Origin of the sequence: Marinobacterium litorale DSM 23545 (assembly GCF_000428985.1) — a bacterium.
GTDB lineage: Bacteria > Pseudomonadota > Gammaproteobacteria > Pseudomonadales > Balneatricaceae > Marinobacterium_D > Marinobacterium_D litorale.
In genome coordinates this window covers 77,372-100,274 of sequence record NZ_AUAZ01000017.1, presented here as the reverse complement: position 1 = coordinate 100,274, position 22,903 = coordinate 77,372, and the positions used below count along the sequence as shown (strand labels likewise).

The following is a 22,903-nucleotide window of genomic DNA, read 5'->3' as shown; positions in this document are numbered from 1 at the left end:
GAACGAGACCATCACTTGGGTTTGCGGTCGAGCTCCGCCTGGGCGAAAAAAGCAGCCGCCTTGCGGAGGATCTCGTTGGCGCGCTTCAGTTCGGTGTTTTCACGCTCCAGTTGCTTGAGTCGTTCACGTTCAGAAAGGCTGGTCCGGCCGTCTTCCTGCGTGACCTCTGTGCGTTTGCACCAGGCTCTCAAGGTCTCTGGCGTACAGCCAATCTTACTGGCAATTGAGCAGATCGCCGCCCACTTGGACGGATATTCGCCTTGCTGTTCAATGACTAACCGAACAGCTCGCTCCCGGACTTCGGGGGAGTATCGTTTTGGTGAGTTCATAACTCCATCCTCTCAAGATATGGAGTCTCCGGTAAAGCCGGGGCGGTTCAACCTGCAACGGTATCCACAAGCTCAGCTTTTAACTGGGGGCCAATCTTATTGTTACCTGCTTTAACTGCCTCAATGAGTTGTTTAACAGGTTCGCTGTTAACAACCTGAGCCTTCTCAGCTGCTACGATATCAGGGGCATTTGGACTTGGAATTTCATCTACTGGTTGGCCGTTTTGTTGTGTAGTAGTTACACCTGTTGGAGTCATTTCCTGTAAACCATCCATGATGGCCTTAGGCTCAAAAGTGATAGCCTCACCAGACTCAGTTATTGCCTCTACCTCAGTTACGTACCCACCTTCCGTATTGGGTGTAGAGCGTGTTTTACCCGTCAAAGTAACAGTTACAGGATCAGTTCCTTCACCTATTTGTACTGTAATCTCTTGACCGCTGTTCTCCGTTGCCCATGTAACAGGATCATTTTGAACAGCGTTAAAAGAGTTTGAGCCAACAGTAGCAGTTTGACTGGTTTCAGCCATGGAATCGTATTCGGCGTAATAACCTGCCGTTGAATCCTGCGTATTGGACTCTTCGGTATCAGTGTCAACCGAGGGTTGATTTGTTACTTGAGTCTGTGTGGTTTGTACAGATGAAGGCTGTACGTTGGTTTGTTCGGTGCTTCCAACCAGATCGATATTGGGATTCAAAGTAATGGTCTTACCACGGGAAGTAACCGCCTCGGCCCGGATCTCCTCTTTACCGTTACGCATCACCTTACGGGTATTACCGGTCACAGTGGCCTTAAACATATTGGCCTTACCGTTCGGGTATTTAACCTGAACTTCCTGACCCTGGTTCTGTGTTGCCCAGGCTTTAGCGTTAACAGGCTCCTGAGGTGCAGTAGCTTGAGTCGGTGTGACTGGCTCAGTTTGCTCAGTATTTTGGGTAACCGGAGCCTCCGTTACCATTTCACCGGTTAACTTCAGACGGCTTTGGGACTCAGCCTGGAATGCCTGCAGCGCGGACGCTTCTGCTTCAGCAGCAACGATCATGCTGCTAGGTGTATTCGCTGTAATGCTGTACCCGGTACCATCCTGACGCTGGTAAGTACTGTTAACCTCAGAGACAGTGTTACGCAGCTCCGCTGCACGTTCCTGGGTCAAGGATCCTCGCTGCTCTTTAAGTTCAACCGCCGCATCATACGCACGGCGGAAATCCTGAGCCCGTTGAACCTTGGATTCGGTGAAATTATTAAGCTCGGACATCAACCGTGAAATACGCGGCTGATTGCCTGTTTCAATCAAGGTTGATAAGGCAGTTCGGTACTGCTTGATACCGCGCCAGTTACCGTCCTCGCTACCTTCAAAAATATCCTTGGATACCCGTTCAGTACTCTCAGCCTCTGAAATAGCGTTCTGAGACGCCGCAAAGGATTCCAGGTACTCACGCTGCTCTGTAGTCAGAACACTGCTCTTGAGGGCTTTCTGGACGGTATCTGAGCCAATAGATTGGGGCGCGTACATCGCTGCGGTAACGATACGTTGAGCCAGTGGCTTCAGTTCATCTTCGGCTGCCGTACCCTCTTCCAACTGAGTCGCAGCAGACTCGTTAGCTTCTACGTTACCGTGGGTATACGAGCGAATCTCCTGAAGCAGAGTCGCGGCTTCAGTGACCATTTTATCGAGGGCCTGTTTACGACTCTCTATTTCTTGTTTTTCTTGTGTTTTTTGAGCAGCGTTGCCTGACTCCCTTATTGCGTCGAGTTCCCCAAGGATACTTTCCTGCTCACCAATTAGACTACTAAACACTTTGGTTGCTTCCTGCGAATTCTGCGCACGCTCCCCTTCCGTGGCGCTTTCCTGCATGTTGCGGGATTGTATGGTTGATAAGGCTTCGATGGGATCGAAATCCTCACGGGTATTATCCAACACACGCGTAAGGTCACCGGACTCCACAGCCTCTTTACGGATTTGCTTCTTGGTGGCATCCGCATCAAAGCGCTTCTGGATCTCTTGGATATCGGCGTTATTACGCTCTACTTCTTCTGGGGTTACCCCATCGACCTCGTTGCGGGCGCGGAGTATATCAACCTTTTCTTCAGGGGTAATTGTTTTGTCGCTGGTTCGCAACAAAGAATCAGTGTCGCCGCTGTTCATGACCCGTTCGCGGACTTTAGTGACATTTGCGGCTTTAGCTTTACCAGGTGTTTTAGCTACTTCAATACCTGTTTGAAGTGTAGCTTTGGCAATGGCCGGTGCTTTAAAAGCTGAGCCAGTCACACCACCGCCGATACCTTCAAGGAAGGCTTCTTTCAATACAGTGTTATCGTCTACCTTTGATAGATCAGTGTGTCCCTGCATTAAGGTTTCTTGGCTCAAGGACTGCAATCCGCCAGTAACAGTCTCGATACCAGTAGTTGCAGCAACAGCACCAGTTTCTTTAAGTACTTTACCTGCAGAATTAACGATAGGACTCAGTTTCTCACGAGCGTCAGTTACGGCTTTACCCAAGCTCTGTGTTACTTTTGAACGCAGTAAGAGTCGTGATGCAGCATCAGTAGAACCAGCGTCAAGGGCGAAATGTGCCAAGGTACCAAGAGCCATGTTATTTAGCTCTTCATCTGTGGGGGCACGGTTGTTCTCTTTTACAAAGCGGTTAAAAGCCTCGCGTTGAGCTTCAAACGCATCACCACCAGCTGATGCCATATTGAAGGCGGTACCAAATTTACGGCCCCCAAGGGCATAAGCAGCTAAATCAAGTGCTTGATCAGTAGCAACATCAATAGCACCAAGAGGATTGTCGATAACTCCTTTACCAACGTCTATTGCTGAGCGACCAACAGATCCACCCAATCGAGTAATACCGTCCAGGTAGTTCCCTGCATCAAATTCTTGATAAGCCTTCTGACGGTTATCAGCTTCCGCTTCTACAGCACTACCTATAGTGTTTGTAAGCTCATCAGCTTTCTTAGGGTTATTAATATGCTGCGGCACATACTCTTTGAAAAAGGCATCAATTTCTTCTGCACTTTCAAGTTTAGAAAAAGCATCTTCCAAGTGCTGTTCATTGGTAAGATGGCTATATCGTCCACCACGACCATCTTGATAAAGTACAGGGCGCTGATCCAGTATCGCTTGTTGCTCTTCAGAGATACCCATGCCTTGTAACTTGAGCATGGTTTCCTGAAGGTTGACTTGCCGAACAGCTGCTTCTTCAGGAGAAATTTCACCATTATTGATTTGTTCACCTAATTTAGACCCAGCAGCCACAAGGTCATTAAGTGCTTTTTGGTGATGTTTCTTCTGCATAAAGATGTCTCTGGACTGCTCATCAGCAACAGAGAAATCAACTTTGCCTCTGAATTCCTGAACGGATTCACCGATACCAGAAACGATATCTCGCCCAGTAGTGGTAACCACAGCACCTGCTTGCTTTAAGTTACCAGCTAAAGAATCACGATCAGTATCCGTAGCCCAAGCATTGGCGTTACGATCAACCATCGTTTTAAGGCGTTGATCTACATCAGCTCGCTCATCCTGAATGCGTTTTTCAGGTACATACTCGGGTATATCAGGAATGGGTGTGAAATTAGAAGTTACTTGCCCAATCTGCTGTTGAGTAATTGAGCTGTTCTTGGTCAGCCTGCCCTTACGGCGATCAATCGCTTCAAGTAATTGCTCAGCTTTTGCATAAGGGTTTTGAGGGGTATTGCTAGAAGAGTTCATAAGCTGTCTCGGCTGCATTAAACCAGAGGGTAGTTTAATACTTATACGATTTTCGAGACAGCTTATAGGCTATTTTTTATTATTGGCTTCTTGAGACTCCTTCCCTTTTTCTTGCGTTTTCTTGGCTAAGTCTTTTTCTACTTCTTTCAGTGACTCATTAAGTACATCCCCTGTTTGAACAAAAAACTGTAGCAAATAGTTTATTGCTTCAAACATTATGACAGTGAGATTAATGCCCAACTTTATAAAAACAAAAGGTAATACCAACAGTTTAATAAAGACTTTCATCACTAAATCCTTTTATTAAACAGTTAGTACTACAGCTTTAACTTACCTTTCATTGTTATCAGCTTTTCATTGTATTCTTCTTCAGTAAAAACACCTTTTTCTTTAAGGTCCTTAATTTTGTTTATCTGATGAATAGTCCAGTAATTTTTAATTTCCATTAATGCTTTACATACGCCCTTAATAACCATTGGCAAAAAGAACAGTAAAGACAATAAAAAAGCAAAAGCAGCTGTAGTAAACCCAATCTCTAAATATTCTCTTAGACTGTCAATCCTAGTTAAATAATCTAATGTAGAATTAACACCATATTCATAGAGCAGGTAACACACTGACATAAAAAATGCAGTGGGTAGCATAAGAACATAAATAAAAACAAAACGTTTAATTGGCATATAAGGCCTCGTATCCTTAACAAGTAAAGGCCACTTATGTGGCCTTGAATTTGTTTGATTTATCTTAATGAGTCATATAATTTCCTACGACTTCTGGCCGCTTCTTCAATTGCACGTAGATCTCTACGCTCTAAAGAATCAAATTCAGCTAATGATCCACGGGTTTGTTTTATCGCATTAGTGGTATCTTCGTGTTTTCGCCGGTAATTTTCATACTCGCTTATAACAGCGTCGAGATTATTTTTAACTGCGTTAAAATTAAGCTCTCCGCCATCTTCACTATTATCGTGTGTTTGTTCTCTAGCAATAGCTTCAAGAAGTATTGGCATTGCCATTTCTCTGGCTTCATCTTTTGACTTACCAATACCGGACTCTATTAATTTATCAATAGTAGCCTTTACTGCGGTATCCATCTGACCGGTTAAATTGTTTTTATCAGCATCAAATTCTTCACCGTTAATTACAGTGAATGTATCATCAGCAATGTTGTAACGCTTTAGCACTTCGTTGTTCACATCACCCAATGACATGATCTGCTGTCCTTGCTTAGCAAATTCAGGTATCCGCCCCAATTCAGCTTCCAACTGCTGAATCGCCCCTTCTGTTTCAGTACGTTTTCTAGCGTACTCATCAGACCGGAGCTGTTGGGCATCCTTTATAGTACGCATCTGCTCTGATGTAAATCCATTGGTATACGCCCAACGATCCTCCAGACCTGCAAGGTGCTTATCCACTTGTGAGTAAGGGATACCTGCCTCTTCTGCCCGTGCACGGATTGTTTCGCGTGCTTCGGTAAGTCCGATATCCGGGTTAGAAAGAACTGCACCAACAAGCTGATCTGCTTGTGCTGACCATTGCTGAGTCTTCAGATCAAGAGCGCGATCAGATTGGTAATCATTCCATTTTTGAGCTTCCCGCCCACGCTGGGTTTGCTGGTAAAGAGAGTCTTTCAACAGCTTCTGAAGATCAGGCTGAGCCGCAATACTAACCCCAGATTGTGAAATATCCTCCGCAGATACGGCTGAAGGGTCTTGCATAATACGGGCGGTTAAAGCATCGATAAAAGGCTTGTCAGCCTCGCGCTGCTTCATAGCGTTGTATTGGTTGATCTCAGTTTCATCACGCCGGATCGTATCATCCTGTTGCCCCAATGCCTCATACAGCTTGGAGGTATCTACCTGAGCCCCAAAGCGTTGCTTCAGGTAATCCGGTGTCATCTCCTGTTGTAGGGCGTTGTACTCATCCATGGTGCCTGCAGCGCGAATACGGGCCAGTGCCTCCTGGGTATTCAGATCCTTCTGGTTATCCCAATTAGCCACTTGGTTCTGTTGATTCTGTTGAGCCAGCTTGGTAAGACGATCCAGGCCACCCACCAAGGTTTCACCACCGGATCGCATCAGTATGTTGGCGTCTGAGAAATCAGGGGCTGTTAAGTTTTTCCAGGTAATCGCCATGGATCAAACTCCATATTTTTTCATGTAGGAGTCCACAGACTCATAGGCTGATGGGTCAGCAGCCAAACGCGCAGCTTGTCGATCACGCAGCTGGTTGTTTGTCAGTGTACGCTGATTCTCAAACTGTTGACTGAAGGCTTTCTTCTGAAAGTTCAACTGGTCCTCTGCCAGATCAAGCTGTTTCATGCCTTGCCAGGATTGAGCCAGTCCACTCAACGCACTACCGGCCGTTGGGATGATACCGTTGGTAACAGCACCATTGGGATCTTTACCACCGAACCAAGCCAATTGTGTGGCGTCATCCATACCGAAAATAGTGTTACCCGGATTGGTTCCATAGTTAGCGCCCAGGCCATTAATGGAGCCGTTATTCAGGCCGTAATTACGCATGGAAACAAATTCATTAGTTGGTACACCAGTCGCCGTAAGCTGGGAATTGATACCTGCATCCCCCTGGTTCAAGGCATTTTTAAGTAGATCAAGAGCGTCACTAATATTCATCTATTTTGTCCTTTAGACTGTACTGGAGGTTTTAGGTAATGCCAGCATCGTATCGACAAAATAGGAAATAGCATCGAGAGCCAGTGTTCCCACATTACCTGTGTGTATGGTGCGTTGGTAAAAATCATCTGGAGTTTCGCTCGGGTCATAATAGGTCCCCGAATTAATAAACAGATACGGATCAATTATATCTGAAGTCTCAAGCATTTCAGTAACAGCATCTAGCCTTTCCTGTTTCTCCTCAGACTCTTTTTGGAAGTCCTTATACTCATCCATCAGGTCTTCTAAATCAGCTTGTACAGAAGACTGTATACCGCCAATAATTCCGTTGACTGTAAACAGTAATTCCTCTGCAAAAGGTACCCCTTTTAACGAACCAACCTTAATACTCTTACCAAAGGTATATACGGACAAGACAAAAGCACTGATAAACGCCGCTTCGATACCAATGATATCGACCAGTAGCTTGAAGCCCAGGTTGACAACATAAGCAACCGCTAAGGTTTTACCTAGTGCTGTTGCCCCGGCAATGAGTCCTTGGGTAGCAAACGTCTCTCCTATACTGGTAAGGGTGCTTGCCATCCCTCCCAAGTAAAAGGTACCTACAGTCATGATGAACTTAAAGAAGGTGGTTTCGTACCATGCCAACTTAACCTTCTCATAACTGTTGATCACCATCTGGAACGAATCGTAGTAAATACCATTCTGTGTCCGGACGGAGTAGTCGTTGATAATGTGGTAGTTGAGAGGAATTAAGAAGCCATCCTCTGTTTGGGCATCCTCCAGCGTATAGATAACATCGTGCTCGTTATAGACGTTGTTATAGTGTTGAAGTCCGTGAATAGTAATCTCTTCGTAAAGGTGACTAGTGATCTGCTTACGCAGTGTAAGGATGTCTTCGTTATAAACCCACCAGCGTATACCTTCTTGGCCTGGATCAATCATCTGACGGTTCTCACCGTTGATATCAACCTCTCGAGTTACGGTGCCAACAGAGCCGATCGATCCGTATTTGACGCTGACATCAATGTAGTTGTACTTGAGAAATACCCGTAAACCGGCATCTCCAATATGTTCGATTTGAGCCTGCGGTGACTGATCCTTTTGTATGTAGCCGAACTGGCTCGACGGGATAGCATCCCGACTCAATACCCACTGAACCTTGGATGAAGGATTCTTGTTGTAGAGGAACTTAAAGTAATCAAACAGGTATTGGTGAGCGTATTCACTATCGGTCATGATGTTAAACCCGAACATCACATACGCATGGTCAATGTCGTCCACATCCGGGTTATCGTTAATACCCTCAGCCAGTGAATCAATCGCAATACCGGTCTTCTTCAGTAAGGCTTTAGAGGTCAGATATTGTGCCCCGGTACGTACCTCTTCCCGTGTCAGGTCCAGGTTGTTTTCCCGAATAGGGATTACCGGAAAATAGGGACTGGCTTCTGCCTCAGACTCAGGGCTATCCAGATCCGGGTAAATACCGCTACCTAACTCATAGAGCCAGAATTTGTTACCCAGGAAGTCACTGGTTACCGGATCATAGAGTGAGTACACCACTTGGTAGTAATCAGCCTTAGGATCGTAACTGACAGGGATATTCACCAGTTCTTCATGCAGTGTTTCAGCATATTGAACCCCTTCACCTTCAAAGGTACGACGGCGAGTAGTCCAGCTATAAGTCACCTGAATCTCATTAGGATTCTCTGTAAATACAGCAGAGGCTACCTGCTCTTTCACCTTATCGTTAAACTGAGGGGCGCTTAGCACACGAGATGGCATCAATAAGCCATACTGCTCATCTGCATACTTACACGCCAGGAACAGGGCATCCGGATCCTGTAGGCGAGCGCTATTGATCACAACAGTATCTGTCTCCTGGCTCTGAATCACAGCCAGTAGTTCATCCATTGGTACACCGTCAACCTGCGTATAGCCATCAGGAAGGCCAAAATGATAGTGATCCCTGGCGTACCTATAGGCCCGCTTCATCTTATGGTGTAGGCCCCCCTGTAGCGCGCTGGAAAGGGTATCCGTAATACTGCTTCCTGCCAGGATCCCATTAACGATCTGTTTAGTAAGGTAGTCATCCCCGGTATCTTCCTTGAGGAGGTTAACCGTTTGAGAGCCTACGTATGTTCTGGATTGACTAAAAAAACTCATAGATACAAATAAGGGGGCCTAAGCCCCCTCTCTCCTCTCGTCCAGTTAAACCCCGATTCCGGTTTTCGCTTTCCCCACCACGGAGTCGATTGACGTATTCGCCAATGACGATGGCGGAGCAATCCCTTCATCTGTTGAACGCTGGATGGACCACGCATCCACCAGGATCTTGGTCAGTTTCTGCTCTGCATCTCGAGAGAAGCCATCTGCCTGAGCTGTGTAAAGAGCTTTTTGCTTACCGATATAACCAGCTACTGAGGCGCCATTTACTGTATCCAGTATCTGAGCCTGTTCGGTGTATTTCTTCTGCGTCAGCATATCCGTTTCAGCAGCAACCTTAGCGATCTGGTTCGACAGAACAGAGTTCTGTGTAATCGCATTTGTAAGGTTCTGGTTAATTAGGGATGTCTCTGCATCAGTTTTAAGTTTATCCGCTGCCAGGTTTACCGTACGTTGGGAGATATTCTCAGTTTCTGCATCAGTCTGAAGTTCTTGAGATACCAGCAAAAGAGTTTGCTTAGCAATCCGATCTTCTTCAGCTGCCAGATTCAACCGCTGCTGATCACTCACCAATTTATCGGAATCAATTTTTGATTTCTGTGAGGTAACCAATGCAGTTTCCTGAGCCGTCTTACTCGCATCAGCAACCAAGTTGAGCTTACGCTGTGTAGCCAAGGCTGTTTCTGCATCAATGCGTAACTCTTCTGAAACCAGATTAATTTTCTGCTGGTCTATCAAAGCCTTATCAGACGCAGTTTTTGTAGCCTGAGCCTGTATCAGTGCAGTTTCCGCATCGGTCTTCAGCTCTTGTGAAACAAGGTTGAGCGTTTGCTGCGTGGTGTGTGCCGTATCAGCATCAACTTTCAATTCCTGCGAGGTAATTAGAGCAATATCAGCATCGATCTTTTGCCCCGCTTTAGGGATATTAAGAGCTTCTGCAATCAAGTTCAGTTTCTGCTGACCAATCAAGTTAGCGTCAGCAGTTACTTTGGTTTGTTGAGCTTGAGCCAGTCCAATTTCAGAGTCGATCAGTCCACCCAGCTCATTACGTTTAGTCTCAGAGGTTATCTGTTCAAGTATGAGATCATGGTCTGCACCGGTCTTAGTTGCCTGTGCACTAACCAGGCTGGTTTCCGCATCCAGCTTGGTACCAACTTTTGTAAGGTTGGCAGCCTCGGCAACCAAATTATTGGTTTGCTGGCTCACTTGGGCCGTTTTGGCAATTAGAGCAGCTTTCTCTTGATCCAGTAACCCGTCCAAGGCATTGCGTTTCTGTTCGCTAGTAACCTGCTCATCAACCAATGCTGTTTCAGCATCAACGCGCAGACCTTCTTTAACAAGGTTAGCTGCTTGCTGTGTTGTCAGGGCTGTGTCTGCGTCTACTTTCAGCTCTTGAGCGGTTAACAATGCTGTTTCTTTATCGAGCTTTTGTCCGATTTTAGCGATGTTGGCATTTTCAGATGTCAGGTTAGTACGCTGCTGAGTGGTCAGGTCTTTATCGGCAACTTGCTTATCTTCCTGCGCACCGATCAATCCAATTTCAGCATCTAGCTTACTTCCAATTTTAGGAATATTGAGAAGCTCGGCTTGCATGTTGATAAGCTGTTGGTCAACAACATTCTTATCAGCTCCAACTTTAGCCGCCTGTGCACTGGCCAGTGCAATTTCTGAGTCTGCCTGGATCACGCGCTTAGCAATAAGATCCGATTCATATCCAGCCTTATCTGCCTGTGCGGCTGCCAGGGCAATTTCAGAATCCATCAAGCCGTTAAGCATATTACGTTTGGACTCTGTATCTGCTTGCTCATCAATAAGTGTTTTTTCAGACCCAACTTTGGTTATTTGAGCATCTACCAGCAGTTTGTCAGAGGCTGCTTTTGTAACTTGTGCGTCAACCAGCGACTTATCAGAGGTTGTTTTGGCAGCTTGAGCATCAAGCAACGCGCCCTCTTTAGGGATATTCACAAGTCGAGCTTGGGCTATTGTGACTTCTTCTTCAGCCAGGGCAACTTGAGCCTGAGCCAAGGCCAACTCTTCATCAGCCTGTAGCACACGTTTTGCAATCAAGCTGGATTCATGTCCTGCTTTTGTGGCCTGAGCCCCAGCCAGGTCAATCTCAGCATCAATCAGGCCACCAGTAGCGTTACGTTTAGCTTCTGAGTCTTTTTGTTCATCAATATAACTTTTCTCGGAGCCTACTTTAGTAACCTGAGCATCTACCAGTAGTTTTTCGGCATTTGTTTTACTGGCTTGAGCATCCAGCAATGTACCTTCTTTAGGTACGTTAACCAATTTAGCCTGAGCAATCCCAACTTCAGCTTGGGCTACCAATACTTGCTGCTGTTTAATTGCAAGTTCTTCATCAGCTTGTAGCAAGCGTTTATCGGCTAGATCAATTTCTTTGTATGTCTGAGCCTCTTGAGCAGCCATCAGAGAAATCTCAGCGGCCACCTTAGGCACTTCTGCGTTAATTTTCGCTATTTGGGCATCAACTAGTAACCCTTGCTTTGTAAGGTTATTACCCTCAATAAGGAGGTTATCTTGTTGAGTTTCAACCAACGCGATATCTGCATTGACCTTAGCGACCTGTGCAGCAATCAGTGCATCCTGCTGCTGTGCTTGAAGGAACTTAACTGACTGATCCATGACCGCAGTTAACGATCCCAGGTATACCTGAGCGTATTCCGTGCTCTTGATTCGACCCGAGCGATACTCACCTTCAAGGTGTTCTCGGGTTATTTGCATCAGCTTATCAAATACACCAGTACCACTAACGGTTACCGTTGTAAGATCGTCAACTGCTATAGCCATGGTTCAGTCCCTCACCCTTCGACGCCGCGTGAGAGAGCCTGCTGGCGAGCTAGTTCTTTAAGTTCTTTCTCGGTCAGCTGAGGCAGTACCTCGATAGCGAACTCATTCACCAGTTTGCCCTTACGGATCTTCTGGCCGTTGGGTGCTTTCTCGGTATAGAAGTACTGGTACTGGCGGGACAGCATTTGCTTGTAGATGATCTTCGGTACGTGGTACTCCACGTTGAACGGAACCATCTTACGTTGGGTGCCAACGATAGAGTTAGAGACGGTAAAGATCTCACCCGGCCACTCTTTTTTGAGTGGGTTCATGCAGGTCACGCGGATACGAACCAGGGCCTCTGCATCTTTCTTCAGCCGGCGGCGCAGAGCTGCAGAAGATTCGACGTTTTTACCGATACCAGCGGAAGTAGTAGGTGCTGGTTCATTGGTGGAGTCGCTGGACTCAGTACCTTCCATTTTGTCTTCGATTTTCTTGGCCAGTGCATCTTCACCGATGCTGGGGTGATACTTGATGCCCATCTTGTCAGCACGGGCTTTTAGGGAATCCAGGCGAGAGGGAGTAGTGATGGTATCTTCGCTCATGATGCTTCTCTTTCAGAGGATATTATCCGGAAGGTGAAGGCTCCCCCCGAAGGAGGAGCCAACCGATTACAGCGGTGCAGCAGTCTTCACGAGGGCGATACGCTCGGGGCGATACACCATGAAGCCGTAGTACCACTTGATGGACATGAAGCCAGTTTCACCGTATGGATCGTTGGCATAGGATTCCGGGGACTCCGGCTTGCTGTGCTTGATCTTGAACTTCACAGTTTTGCCGTCGGTCTGGAAACCGATAGTGGTGAAAGAGCTATCACCAACCACCAGCATCGGGTACACGTTGTACCGGTCGCCAGTTTCGTGGTGAGTTGCAGTACCAGATGCGTCAGCACCGGCACCTTCCCAGTGCATCATTTCCGGAACCACAACGATACGGAAATCACCAACAGCGCCTACTTCACCTGTCAGGGTTTCACCTGCAGCGGCGTAGTGCTGAACAGCGATGAACGCTTTATCGTTGTGCAGATCTTTCATGCCCTGCAGAAGAGGGAGCAGTTCAGAACCCACGTACATTACGCGGCACGCCGGAATGGTCTTGGTATCGATCATACGAGTACCGGTGATGACCTTGGTGTGCTTCGGTGTACGGTTGTTATCCAGGTCGATGCTCAGGCGCATCAGATCGCCGTAGGTCACTTCGCAGGTGTCATCGATTTCAGCGTTCTCAGTGGCAGCACCCGCGTAGCGGATAACACCGGCAGAGTTCAGCAGGTCGATCTGCAGAGCGTCTTCAGTGATCTCGTTGGCACCCATAACCATTTCGCGGTTAACGTGCATGGCCAGTTCGGAGTCGGTATCGAAGTCCAGAGATTCCTTGGTGTATTCATCAAAGAAACCGAACTTCTCCAGGGTGCCCTCGATTTCCACACGGGTGAAACCAACGCGGTTAACACGACCACCAGTTTCAGACAGTGCGGGCATCTTGGAAGCGATGGTACCCACGTCCTTGGAAGAGCCGTACAGGTTACCGGAGCCCTGCTGGATCACAGCACCAACACCCAGATCAGCGATAGCAGTGGCCTTAGCCAGGGTCGCTACCTTGAAGTGAGTAGAACCAGTCACAGTGATGGTAGCGAAGCCAGTACCCGCAGAGTCATCTGCACCGGCAACAGCGGTTACACCATCCAGGTTGTCAGCGATAGCGGTAGCAGCCGCTGCTTTACTTGCGTTTGCGACAGACAGTACGTTACGCGGCAGAGTAACGTAGTACTGATCAGTGGTAATGGTTACACCAGCTGCATCGATACCCTGATCGTTGATGTTGCGATCATCGAGCAACGGGAGGTAATGGTACTTCTTGATCTTCTTACCGAAGTGCTTCGGCATAGAGGTAACGTCAGCCAGCTGGCCGAAGTACTGTTCTTTTTTCGCTTCGATGAGTGCCTTCTTCTGGTAGTAGAAGGTATTCATCTGAGGTCCGATAGTGGACGGCTGTCCACCGGCCGGATCGTTATAAATCTGCTGAGTCATTTTTTACTCCAGAGTAATCACAAAAACTTAGGTGCTACGAGTTTGTCGAATTCATCGTCCGACAAAGCGAGCGGATTAAAATCGTTGGGTTGAGATTGCGGAGCTTTGCCTTTACTGGGCGCTGCTGCACGCTTACGATCATTAATTTGTGGGTCCGGAGTTTTACTGGGTTTTTCTTCTGCCTGAACAGACTTTTTAATTGACTCAGTGGCGGTAGGAGTGGGTTGATTAAACCGTCCTTCAGCTTCAAGTCGGTCGCCTATTTGTTTATAGGCTGCCAGGTCAGAGATTCCATTTAACCGGCCCAACATGCGCTCACGCTCTATTACCGAGTTAATTTGAGCGTAGATACCATTACCTACATGCTCATTGATTACTTGGATAATCTGCGGATTGCTGGCTATTACCTTACGGCTTTCTGAGTCCCACTTATTGCTAATGATATCAACGGTTTCGTTGTAACTGGGGGAATGCTCGATTTGATCGAGTACCGTGTCCAGCTCCATTTGATTTTCATCAACAGTGTAAGTGCCTGGATTATATTCGTCGGCCTTATCGGTATTTACATCAAGTGGGTCAATGCCGCTGTCCTTGATGAGTTTACTAATAGCATCTGGGTTTTTCTTTTCCAGATCTATTAAATAAGATAATTTATTTTCGTCAAGAAGACCATTATTTTCCAGCATTTTCATCAACCGAAGATTCGGTTTTAAACTGGCCATCTTCTTATTGTAGTTTGCACCCATTTGCATAAGGCGGCGGGCATCATCGATATTATCGATCTGCATCTCACGACCATTCGCTTTAAAAGGCGCAATCAGTTTTTTATATTCAGCTTCGTAATCAAACGCGGGTGTGGTTTCTTTTTCCTCACCTTTATCATCATCCGAAGGCTCAGCCGCTTCTTCTGTTACTGGCTCATCTGAAGGTTTTTCTTCAGCGGCAGGGTCGGCTTGATCAGTGTCCTGTTCATCAGTATCGGATTCACCGTCATCAGCTGCTTCTTCCTCTTCTGCAGGAGTATCTTCTTCAGATACTTCTGAGCCAGTCTCATCAACGGACTCTTCGGCTTTAGGTACCGGGATGTCTTCCGGTACCTCCATTGCCATGAGTTCTTCGTCAGACATCTCCAGAGGGTTCACAGTGTCATTCAGCGAATCCTGACTCATTAGGCGTCTCCTTCAGCCTCTTCAGCACGCATGAGTTCCAGTTCCTGTTCGCTATCTGCGATCTCTTTTTCCGCCATATTGCCCATGGTCAGAATGGTCTGCAGGTAGTTACGCAGCGAACCGATACCGTCCATTTCTTTCAGGAGCGCCTGCTGGCGTTCTTCGGACTGGAACTGAGGATCACTTTTCAACATGACCAAACGAACCGGTTCATTTTCAAAGTAACCTTCCATGATGATCTTTTTGAAATCGCGGTTAGAGCGCAGGCGCTTAACAGAGCGAGCCAGATCAGCCATACGCTCAGCTTCTTTGATGTTCAGTTCGATGGTTTCGATATTCATGTCTTCGTTCATGGTGTTTCTCCGTGTCCTCTTCCCTTCGTGGGAACGAGATATTTAAGAGGTGCCCAGTTGGGCACCAGGTTTGGGTTAATTAGTTGTTACGGGTTTGGGTTGAAGTGCAGCTTTCACCACTTCCAGTTGTGCATTAGCGCGGGCCTGAGCCCCTTGTTTCTCGAGATCCCGTTCCTGCTTAACGCCGGCTTCTTGCTCAACGAAATCCAGGGTGTTGAGATCAGTTTCACTTTCCAGGTTGGCGGCTTTGGCCTGTTCGGTACCGACCTTGGCTTGATCCAATGGAATACGTGCTTGTGAGTAATGCGCGGCAATCGCCATTTCTTTCTGGATCTGTGCCTGCAGAAGTTGCATCTGCAGTTCATCCATCGGGTTAGGCTGTGGCTGGTAGTTCTCAATGCGCTTAGCCAGATCAGGCATCTTGCGCAAACGAGCAATGTCAGAGAGCAGCATTTTGCTCATCTCGGGATCCATGGTGTTACCCATGGTTTGAAGCATGAATGCCAGCTCCTGGGCCTTAGCGTTATCCTCTTCGGCTGTACTGATCGACAGCTTCAGATCGAACTCACCAGACAGGTCATCCCGACGCACAGTCACGAACTCTTCATTCGTGATCCGTACCACTTCCTCATCAGAGAGGAATACTGCGTTCATGGAGATGAACTTACGACCGATCTCAATGATCCCGGCTGCCAAACGGCGCAGAATACCCAGCTCACGCTTGGAGGCAGCATCCAGGGCTCCACGTACACCGGCAGCTACATCCCCCAGTGATTCGCCAGATACACCGTTGTTGAATGCCTTAACGCCTGTCAGGGATTCTGCTTCGTTGTTCTGAAGCTGTAGCATCACTTGAGCTGAAGCCGGTATTTCCGGGTAGGTGTGCATGTGGAAAGCCACACGGGGATCAACATTACCGTTGTACTCGTAGTCTTCACCGCGCATGAACTTGCGTTTGTTGGTGAAGTCCAAAGCATCCTTTCGAACGCCCGTCTGACCATTGGCACTCTTACCCATGATGTCGATCATGCCGCGAGTGACTGCACCAATAACCTTCTGGTTATCTTCCAGAAGAGCACCATCTGGCTCCCCGAACAGGGATTTGCGCACCGGTAGGTAGGGAATAATTACGAACGGGAGTTTCTTATCCGGGAAAGGACTTTCTTCCATTCGGATAAGAGCATCACCGACCCAAGCAGCCACGATCGGAACCAGGTTCCCGGTACCATGAATATCAGATAAGCCCCAATACTCACGTACGATGAAACGCTTACGTAAGTTATCCTGGAAGTTGAAACTCTCGTTATCCTGGCTCTCATGATCCGGATCACCCAATATGGAACTGTTGGTGATATTGATCATGTTCAGGTTTTTGTAGCGCCCGTCTTTCTGAAGCTCAGCAATGGAGCTCTCAAACGAGTACACAAAGAAGTTGGCTTTATCCGCCTCCCCATTGCAGGAAGGATCAATAACTACGTTGCGGTAGTTACAAATCTCAAGGGTAGGTTGATTACGAACGGTAACAGACCGTTCTTGTTCCTCCTCTCCTGCCAGTACCGGCTGCAACAACTGACCACTCTGTTGTGAGCGCTTATACCCTTCAAGCAACTCAGGGCGTACGCTTTCCAGCTGAGATGGGTCTGTCTGCTCAACTTGACTGATGTACTGGTACATCTGAGGGATCTGAGGATTCGTGGTGGGTACGTAGTCATAGACCGGTACCATCTCGGTATAGGTTTCTTCTTCGAAATCCCATCCGACACGCACGATAACCGTGCCTTCATCTACTGCAGTACGAACGTACTCATCAATGAACTTGGTCTTGTTGATCTTGTTGTTGAACTGGTGGTTGAGAACCAGCTGGTTCTGGATCGCTGCTTCCCGATCCTCATACGTTACCGGAGTGACATTGAACACATCGTCGGTGCTGAGGAACGGTTCAGATAAAGCTGCGTATCGCCATTCTGCTTGTTTACGAATGACCTTGGGAACAATCCTTGAACTACCTTCCGGTGACTTAACAACGGCAGCTCCACGTACATGAAGGTTATCAAGCCAAGTATCAATTTTACCGATTTGTTTATCGGCCTCGATCTTGGCGTCTTCATAATCACGCTTCAGATCAATGATACTCGGTTGTTTTTCCCAAGAAGTGAGTTTCGCGTTAGCTTCTACAAGCAACTGATTAGCGTCACTCATTTAATGCGATACCTTTGCAAGAAGGGAGGAATAAATAACAACCGATTTAACATAATCAGTTATCTATTTCCGCGCATTCTAATCCCGGTTTTTATTTTTGTACATTAAAAATAAACAAAAGCGCTACTAATTTAGCGCTTTTATGTTTGTTTTTGGTTTATAAACTATCTTTACCATTCCAGCTTTCAATCATTATTGATTCGAAATGAGAGTCAACAGCTTCAGCAAATTCAAGAAATTCTTCAGGACTGAATGTGTAATAGGTATCCATTTTGGTTCGCCACACAAAAGAACTCATAGGTTCATTCAAAAGTTTCCTCTTAACAACCTTGAGCGCACGATCCCCTATAAGAGATCGGCTTTTTTCATCGATCTGGAATACGCTGCCTCCCCAGTTAATACCTTTTTCTATTTCATGGTCACGCCACTCATTATACCGAGAGTTTTTGTTTTTAGACTTATGGGTAATAAGCATATTCAAATACCTTTTTTCTGTATGATGGGCCTGCTTCAACATGAATTACGTAATTACCTGGGGCATCAAATGAAAGTTCGGGCTGTTCCGAGCATTCATATCTTTCCCCTTCTATTGTAAGTACACATGGTAAAGGTAGGTTACTCAATTCAAAATCAAGGCAAGTTTTTAGTTCACCCTCTTCTATGTAAAATTCGCCATCAAGTGAGTTTTCTATTTCTACACCATTTTCAGGTGGAGATAGTGAATCAGCCTGTAATTGCTCACTGATAACTCGACCATCATCATTAAAAATAGCAAACCTTTTCATCGTTTAGCCCCCAATATTGAAATGTTTCCACCGGCAAATAATCCAGTACCATTACCAGTATCAGAGACACCAGTAACGTAAATTTTTACTGTATTAACCCCAGGTTGCATAACTACTTGGCGTGTCATGGCAAAAATATCACCGCGCATAGAACCAGAGTGATAAATGATTCCACCGTTTAGCGTAACAGCAATACTCCATACAGCTTGAGCATCAGAATCAGATTCAGTAATTGTCCCGTGGCGTCCACTCGCAGAAACCATAGCGTCCAGTGTGGTTGCGAGTGTGTTGGTGAAAGTTGCTACAACTGCTTCTGTATACCCTGTTATTGATCCTGAAGTAATAGTGGATAAAGTAACACCAGATAGCGTAATGTCGCTTACCTGGTTAGCTGTTACAGGTACCGTAACAGCGTTCTGACCTATTTGAAGAGTCTCTACAACAAGGTTACGGATATAGGCCGCTTCAACAAAAGCCTCTCCTGATTGTGTATCAACACCGAGTACTACATTAAGTGGATCAGTTGGATCCAGGACTGAAAAGTTGTCAGCAGTAATTTCAAACTTGGTTGGCTCATCAACACTGTTTATCAATGACACACCAGCAACGCGGCCGTTTACGTCTGTGCGTATGGTCCAACTTGCGGTAATGCCATCAATGGTCTGCATCTGTTGCTCTACTAGTGCAGTGTTACCATCCATCGTACTAGATAAGCTGTTTATTTGCTGAGCCAGTACAGAATTCTCAGTGGCCCTTGCAGTAGATTCATTAGTGATAGCTGCACTGAGAGAGCTCTCAGCAGTATCGAGATCTGCGGTTAGCGTGCTTATTGACTGAGCAAGCGCATCAGTAGCAGATGCTCGGGTCTGTTGCTCAGTCGTAATGGCGGCATTCACATTCGTTTCTAACGATGTGAAATTAGTGTTCATTTGCGTAATATCGGTGCTAACAGCTTCGAGGGCTGAAACCCTGGCTTGTTGCTCTGAAAATATTGAAGCGGATAACGCGGTTGTTTCAAAATCAAGCGATGCTTCTAAATTAGTAACTTGGGTATTTGTAAGAGTAATACCGTTTATCAGGTCCTGCTCTGTTGCAGTAAGCTGGGTGGTATACGCAGCTAAACTCGCCGTTATACTTAAATTTAAGTCGTTAATACTGTCTTCAAGCTCATTGTCTTTTAGGACTCTAGCAGCCGTTTCAGCATCTAAAGAAGTGGTCATTACACCCAATGACGTATTAGTGCTGGCCAGCAAATAATCCATGCGCGTGTTGATTAGATCATCCTGCGCAATACGCGTAACAGCTTCATGGCTGATAGCTGATTCCAGTGTTGGAAACGACATTTCCAACCCATCAATACGAAAATCTGTAGCAGCGTTTTCAGAAGCGCGTGTAGATTCTTCAGATAGGATTGAAGTATTAAGCGCATCGTCCTGGGAAATACGAGCCAGCCGCTCAGTATCTACCGTGGATAAACGAGATGCGATTTCTGTTTCCAGCATTGTACGCAGCTCATCTATCTGCTGCTGGAGTAACTCATTCGATATTTCGGGCATTTTAATTCCTGATCGGTAGAAACCGCTGGCGTATAAGCTCAGAACAAAAATTCGCTGTCCGGTATAAGATTCAGAAAAGTTCCTTTATTATTATCAGACCATTTTAAGGAATTACCTTGAATTATGAAAAGAGAAAATAAGAGGACTACCCGTGCAGAAAAGGTTGAGAAGTCATTTAAACCTGCCCCTCCACTAGAAGGTCAAAACCCGAACCAACGAAAGTATATAGAAACAGTTAAAGCCCACCCCATCACCTTCGCTACCGGTTTAGCCGGAACCAGTAAAACCTATATACCTACCCGTTTAGCCTCTCTTTTTCTTCAACAAGAAGCGATTGACCGTATTATTTTAATGCGCCCTGCCATTTCTGCTTCTCAGTCCGTTGGTTTCGCCAAAGGTACCCATGAGGAAAAAATGAAACACTGGTTGCGCCCTATTTTGGGAGCACTGGAAGATGAGTTTTCATTTGGGCAAATCGAATACATGCTTAAAGAAGAGATTCGTATGTTGGATTTCTGCCCTCTTGAAAACGTAAAAGGTAACAGCTGGCACAATGCTTTTATCATTGTCGATGAAGCAGAAGACTGCACGCTGGATGAGATTAAACACCTGGTTACTCGGGTGGGTAAAAACAGCACCATGGTTATCTGTGGTGATCTGGATCAAACGGATTTGAAAAGCTCGGGCATGGGTGAGTTTTTAGGCCTACGCACCCGTAGTCCCATCTTAGAGCGCTCTACTCAACACATTCACTTTGGTACCTATGAAGAAATCGTTCGGTCAGATATCTGCCGAAACGTCGTAATGGGTATTCATGAAGCAATGGGAATTCTCCATGATCAAAGTCCTCGGACATAAAGACTGCAGTTTCTGTAAGCAAGCCATTCTTCTCCTGGCTACCAGTGGGAAGAGCTTCTCTTATGTTGATGCACGCGAGCCTGAAAACGCTGCCCTGATTCAAGAGCTGCGCGATGAAGGTATCTCCACTGTCCCCCAGATCTGGATCGGTAACGAGCGGATCGGTGGATTCAATGAACTTAAACTTAAATTGAGCCAGTAGTAATGAGCAATTTTTCTGACGTATCTTTTCTGAACACACTGATTGGTAACCCTCAAGGTAACCTGGAAGCCCTCGATTGGGTCGCTGTTGAAGCGCAGCTGGGACTGATTGAGGAAGAGTTCAATGAACTCAAAAAAGCCGTACAGGAGCGTAATATCGAGCAGGTACGCGATGGCGCTAGTGATGTCTTGGTGACCACCTACGGCCTTCAACACCGCGCTGGTATTGATGCTGATGCAGATATGGCTGAAGTGCAGGCATCCAACCTCAGTAAATTCTGTAAGAGCCACAGCGAAGCAGAACAAACGGCTATGGCCTATGAGAAACTGGGTCTGGATGTCACTTTCCGTACACCAACACTGGATCTGATCACGGTAATTTCAGCGAAAGATCAGACAGGTAGTGACGGTAAGTTCTACCCAAAAGGAAAGTTATTGAAGTCAGTCAACTTCAAAGAGCCTAGTTTTTCGTAAAAATATTTGACTCACTTTCTTGCACTGGAATAAAACTTGCACTATTACTTTGATCAACTATTAACCACACAGGACACCACATTATGGGTACCTCCTCGGTTTCTAATGTTGTATCAATGCGCAGCTACGTGTTTGTTTCAGTCAAAGGCCAGACCAAACTGGCTTTGCGGGAAGGCAAGGAATACTCCTTCGATCCTACCTGTAACGCGATCAATGAGATGCTCGAAAATGAGTTGGTAAAGCCTGAGCATGTTAGAGGCTGGATCGATCGGTATGGTTCAGTATGAAAAAACCCCCAGTAATTGGGGGTTTCTTTTTACCATCGAGCCGGTACTTGCCGAGTATCCAGATGGGTAAACGTATTGTACTTCCCAATCCCGTATTTCTCCGGGTACTTGGCGTTCAGGTACTCATATACATCATGAGGTGAGACACCACGGATTCGAAAGTCGATAGCACGCGCTTTCGGGTGTTGGGATTTGTCTGTACTCCCTGGACCTCCCTGAGAGACAGGTTTGCGGTTATAAGTAAGACACCGAGCACCGCTGGTGATATCCAATATCACCCTATCCACGCCCAGTACGCGGGCGAAGTTATCACAACATTCCTGAACCGCTTCAACCGTTTCGACATCCATCGTGTCGAACCCACATCCGCATTTACAGGCAATTTCATGCCGGTAAATATTCTTACTGAGCTGGCTCATATTTACCCCTTCATTACCTTTTGTCCGATCATCTTTATAGCGATTGCCCGGATCGTAGTACTACCGATAAATCCGATCATACCGCCGAAAAAGATAACCCAGTTTTGGTCATAACCCAGGGCTTCAATGGCAGTACTGGCTGTCATAGCCAGTGAACCACATAAGGCACCTTCCAGGATTATACGAACAATAGAAGTTTCTTTTTGATCATAAACGACACGTAATATCGCTATGACCACTGCCATTAATACACCCTGCACCGAAGGTGGAATATCTTTAAAATGTTCGATCACGCGCATAATCCCAATCACCTGTGACTTAATGCGGAGTATATCAAAATACCCTGCTGATCATTTATTAAATAACCAAGTCTGCTATTATTTTAGGTGGGGTCCAATCCAGATTTTCCAAATACCATTTACGGTCATCCATGGGCGCGAAGAATCGTCCATCATTATCGTTGTATCGACTTCCCCCAAATATACGAACGGCCTGATACATCGCATGACGTTTAATTACAGGAACACCATACAATTTACAGAAATCCAAGAAGATCAAATCAAGTACCTTACGCGGATAGTGATTTAGTCCTACTCCGTTAAGCGCATAGAGATAATCATGTAGGATCGCCGGAATACGGTGTCGCTCATTGACTGAGATAAAACTACGAACGGCTTGAGGGATAGAGGCCAGATCTGTGATGAACCAGGTTGGTACAACAAAATTCATCTGCACTCGAGCAGACCAAAACTCCCAGTCCCCCAGTACGATAAATTCGTTCTTTTTCTCACTGAGTTCATAAATCTCAGATCGACCCCGCTTCAATACCTGATCCTGGAGCCTGTCAAAGGGCTTAACAGCTGCGTTCATGACTTACCC

The 22,903-nt window shown here is 46.3% G+C and carries 22 protein-coding genes and 1 pseudogene; 4 read left to right on the top strand and 19 right to left on the bottom strand.

Annotated elements, in window-relative coordinates:
- The 16 genes and pseudogenes from G403_RS0113520 to G403_RS0113450 all read right to left on the bottom strand — a co-directional run.
- Positions 1-329 (bottom strand): annotated as a pseudogene (locus G403_RS0113520) (transposase); the annotation flags it as partial.
- Between the two features lie 47 nt (positions 330-376).
- The gene (locus G403_RS0113515) at positions 377-4,042 is read right to left on the bottom strand and encodes a hypothetical protein (RefSeq protein ID WP_027854455.1); all 3,666 of its coding nucleotides are present in this window, start codon (positions 4,040-4,042) and stop codon (positions 377-379) included.
- A gap of 69 nt (positions 4,043-4,111) precedes the next feature.
- Complete coding sequence (locus tag G403_RS0113510) at positions 4,112-4,330, bottom strand: hypothetical protein (protein ID WP_027854454.1); 219 nt, start codon at positions 4,328-4,330, stop codon at positions 4,112-4,114.
- Between the two features lie 29 nt (positions 4,331-4,359).
- Positions 4,360-4,722, bottom strand: a complete 363-nt coding sequence (locus G403_RS0113505; RefSeq protein ID WP_027854453.1) for a hypothetical protein — start codon at positions 4,720-4,722, stop codon at positions 4,360-4,362.
- Between the two features lie 59 nt (positions 4,723-4,781).
- Positions 4,782-6,176, bottom strand: coding sequence for a hypothetical protein (locus G403_RS0113500; RefSeq protein WP_027854452.1), 1,395 nt, complete (start codon positions 6,174-6,176; stop codon positions 4,782-4,784).
- Positions 6,177-6,179: 3 nt separating this feature from the next.
- Positions 6,180-6,677 (bottom strand): hypothetical protein, encoded by a 498-nt coding sequence (locus G403_RS24560; protein WP_051299014.1) that lies wholly within the window; start codon positions 6,675-6,677, stop codon positions 6,180-6,182.
- A 12-nt stretch (positions 6,678-6,689) separates the two neighbouring features.
- Positions 6,690-8,591 (bottom strand): hypothetical protein, encoded by a 1,902-nt coding sequence (locus tag G403_RS0113490; RefSeq protein WP_027854451.1) that lies wholly within the window; start codon positions 8,589-8,591, stop codon positions 6,690-6,692.
- Between the two features lie 297 nt (positions 8,592-8,888).
- Positions 8,889-11,654, bottom strand: a complete 2,766-nt coding sequence (locus G403_RS24555; RefSeq protein WP_051299012.1) for a coiled-coil domain-containing protein — start codon at positions 11,652-11,654, stop codon at positions 8,889-8,891.
- Positions 11,655-11,665: 11 nt separating this feature from the next.
- Positions 11,666-12,238, bottom strand: a complete 573-nt coding sequence (locus G403_RS23310) for a hypothetical protein (protein ID WP_036233780.1) — start codon at positions 12,236-12,238, stop codon at positions 11,666-11,668.
- 66 nt (positions 12,239-12,304) lie between these two features.
- A complete protein-coding gene (locus G403_RS0113475) occupies positions 12,305-13,723 on the bottom strand; it encodes a N4-gp56 family major capsid protein (protein ID WP_027854450.1) in 1,419 nt (472 codons plus the stop codon).
- Between the two features lie 17 nt (positions 13,724-13,740).
- On the bottom strand, positions 13,741-14,892 hold the full coding sequence (locus tag G403_RS0113470; protein WP_027854449.1) for a hypothetical protein: 1,152 nt from the start codon (positions 14,890-14,892) through the stop codon (positions 13,741-13,743).
- Positions 14,892-15,245, bottom strand: coding sequence for a hypothetical protein (locus G403_RS0113465; RefSeq protein ID WP_027854448.1), 354 nt, complete (start codon positions 15,243-15,245; stop codon positions 14,892-14,894). The genes G403_RS0113470 and G403_RS0113465 overlap by 1 nt, the downstream gene beginning before the upstream one ends.
- A 75-nt stretch (positions 15,246-15,320) precedes the next feature.
- Positions 15,321-17,444: a portal protein gene (locus G403_RS0113460; protein WP_027854447.1), complete on the bottom strand. Its 2,124-nt coding sequence runs from the start codon at positions 17,442-17,444 to the stop codon at positions 15,321-15,323.
- A 157-nt stretch (positions 17,445-17,601) separates the two neighbouring features.
- The gene (locus G403_RS0113455) at positions 17,602-17,919 is read right to left on the bottom strand and encodes a DUF4376 domain-containing protein (protein WP_169719907.1); all 318 of its coding nucleotides are present in this window, start codon (positions 17,917-17,919) and stop codon (positions 17,602-17,604) included.
- Entirely contained in the window at positions 17,903-18,229 is a 327-nt protein-coding gene (locus G403_RS25320) for a hypothetical protein (protein WP_156899704.1), read from the bottom strand. The genes G403_RS0113455 and G403_RS25320 overlap by 17 nt, the downstream gene beginning before the upstream one ends.
- Positions 18,226-19,785, bottom strand: coding sequence for a hypothetical protein (locus G403_RS0113450; protein WP_027854445.1), 1,560 nt, complete (start codon positions 19,783-19,785; stop codon positions 18,226-18,228). The genes G403_RS25320 and G403_RS0113450 overlap by 4 nt, the downstream gene beginning before the upstream one ends.
- A gap of 123 nt (positions 19,786-19,908) precedes the next feature.
- Between G403_RS0113450 and G403_RS0113445 the strand changes: the two genes are divergently transcribed.
- The 4 genes from G403_RS0113445 (at position 19,909) to G403_RS0113430 (ending at position 21,605) form a co-directional block, all read left to right on the top strand.
- Positions 19,909-20,643 (top strand): PhoH family protein, encoded by a 735-nt coding sequence (locus tag G403_RS0113445; RefSeq protein WP_027854444.1) that lies wholly within the window; start codon positions 19,909-19,911, stop codon positions 20,641-20,643.
- Positions 20,621-20,845, top strand: a complete 225-nt coding sequence (locus G403_RS0113440) for a glutaredoxin family protein (protein ID WP_027854443.1) — start codon at positions 20,621-20,623, stop codon at positions 20,843-20,845. Before G403_RS0113445 ends, G403_RS0113440 begins: the two co-directional genes overlap by 23 nt.
- Before the next feature lie 2 nt (positions 20,846-20,847).
- Positions 20,848-21,318, top strand: coding sequence for a nucleoside triphosphate pyrophosphohydrolase family protein (locus G403_RS0113435; protein ID WP_027854442.1), 471 nt, complete (start codon positions 20,848-20,850; stop codon positions 21,316-21,318).
- A gap of 83 nt (positions 21,319-21,401) precedes the next feature.
- Positions 21,402-21,605 (top strand): hypothetical protein, encoded by a 204-nt coding sequence (locus G403_RS0113430; RefSeq protein ID WP_027854441.1) that lies wholly within the window; start codon positions 21,402-21,404, stop codon positions 21,603-21,605.
- Positions 21,606-21,634: 29 nt separating this feature from the next.
- On the opposite strand, the gene G403_RS0113425 is transcribed toward G403_RS0113430, so the two are convergent.
- The 3 genes from G403_RS0113425 to G403_RS24550 are packed head-to-tail and all read right to left on the bottom strand — an operon-like array spanning position 21,635 to position 22,894.
- On the bottom strand, positions 21,635-22,024 hold the full coding sequence (locus G403_RS0113425) for a D-Ala-D-Ala carboxypeptidase family metallohydrolase (protein WP_027854440.1): 390 nt from the start codon (positions 22,022-22,024) through the stop codon (positions 21,635-21,637).
- 2 nt (positions 22,025-22,026) lie between these two features.
- Positions 22,027-22,323, bottom strand: a complete 297-nt coding sequence (locus tag G403_RS0113420; RefSeq protein WP_051299010.1) for a phage holin, lambda family — start codon at positions 22,321-22,323, stop codon at positions 22,027-22,029.
- A gap of 58 nt (positions 22,324-22,381) precedes the next feature.
- Entirely contained in the window at positions 22,382-22,894 is a 513-nt protein-coding gene (locus tag G403_RS24550) for a DUF1353 domain-containing protein (protein ID WP_051299008.1), read from the bottom strand.
- Positions 22,895-22,903: the final 9 nt, after the last annotated feature.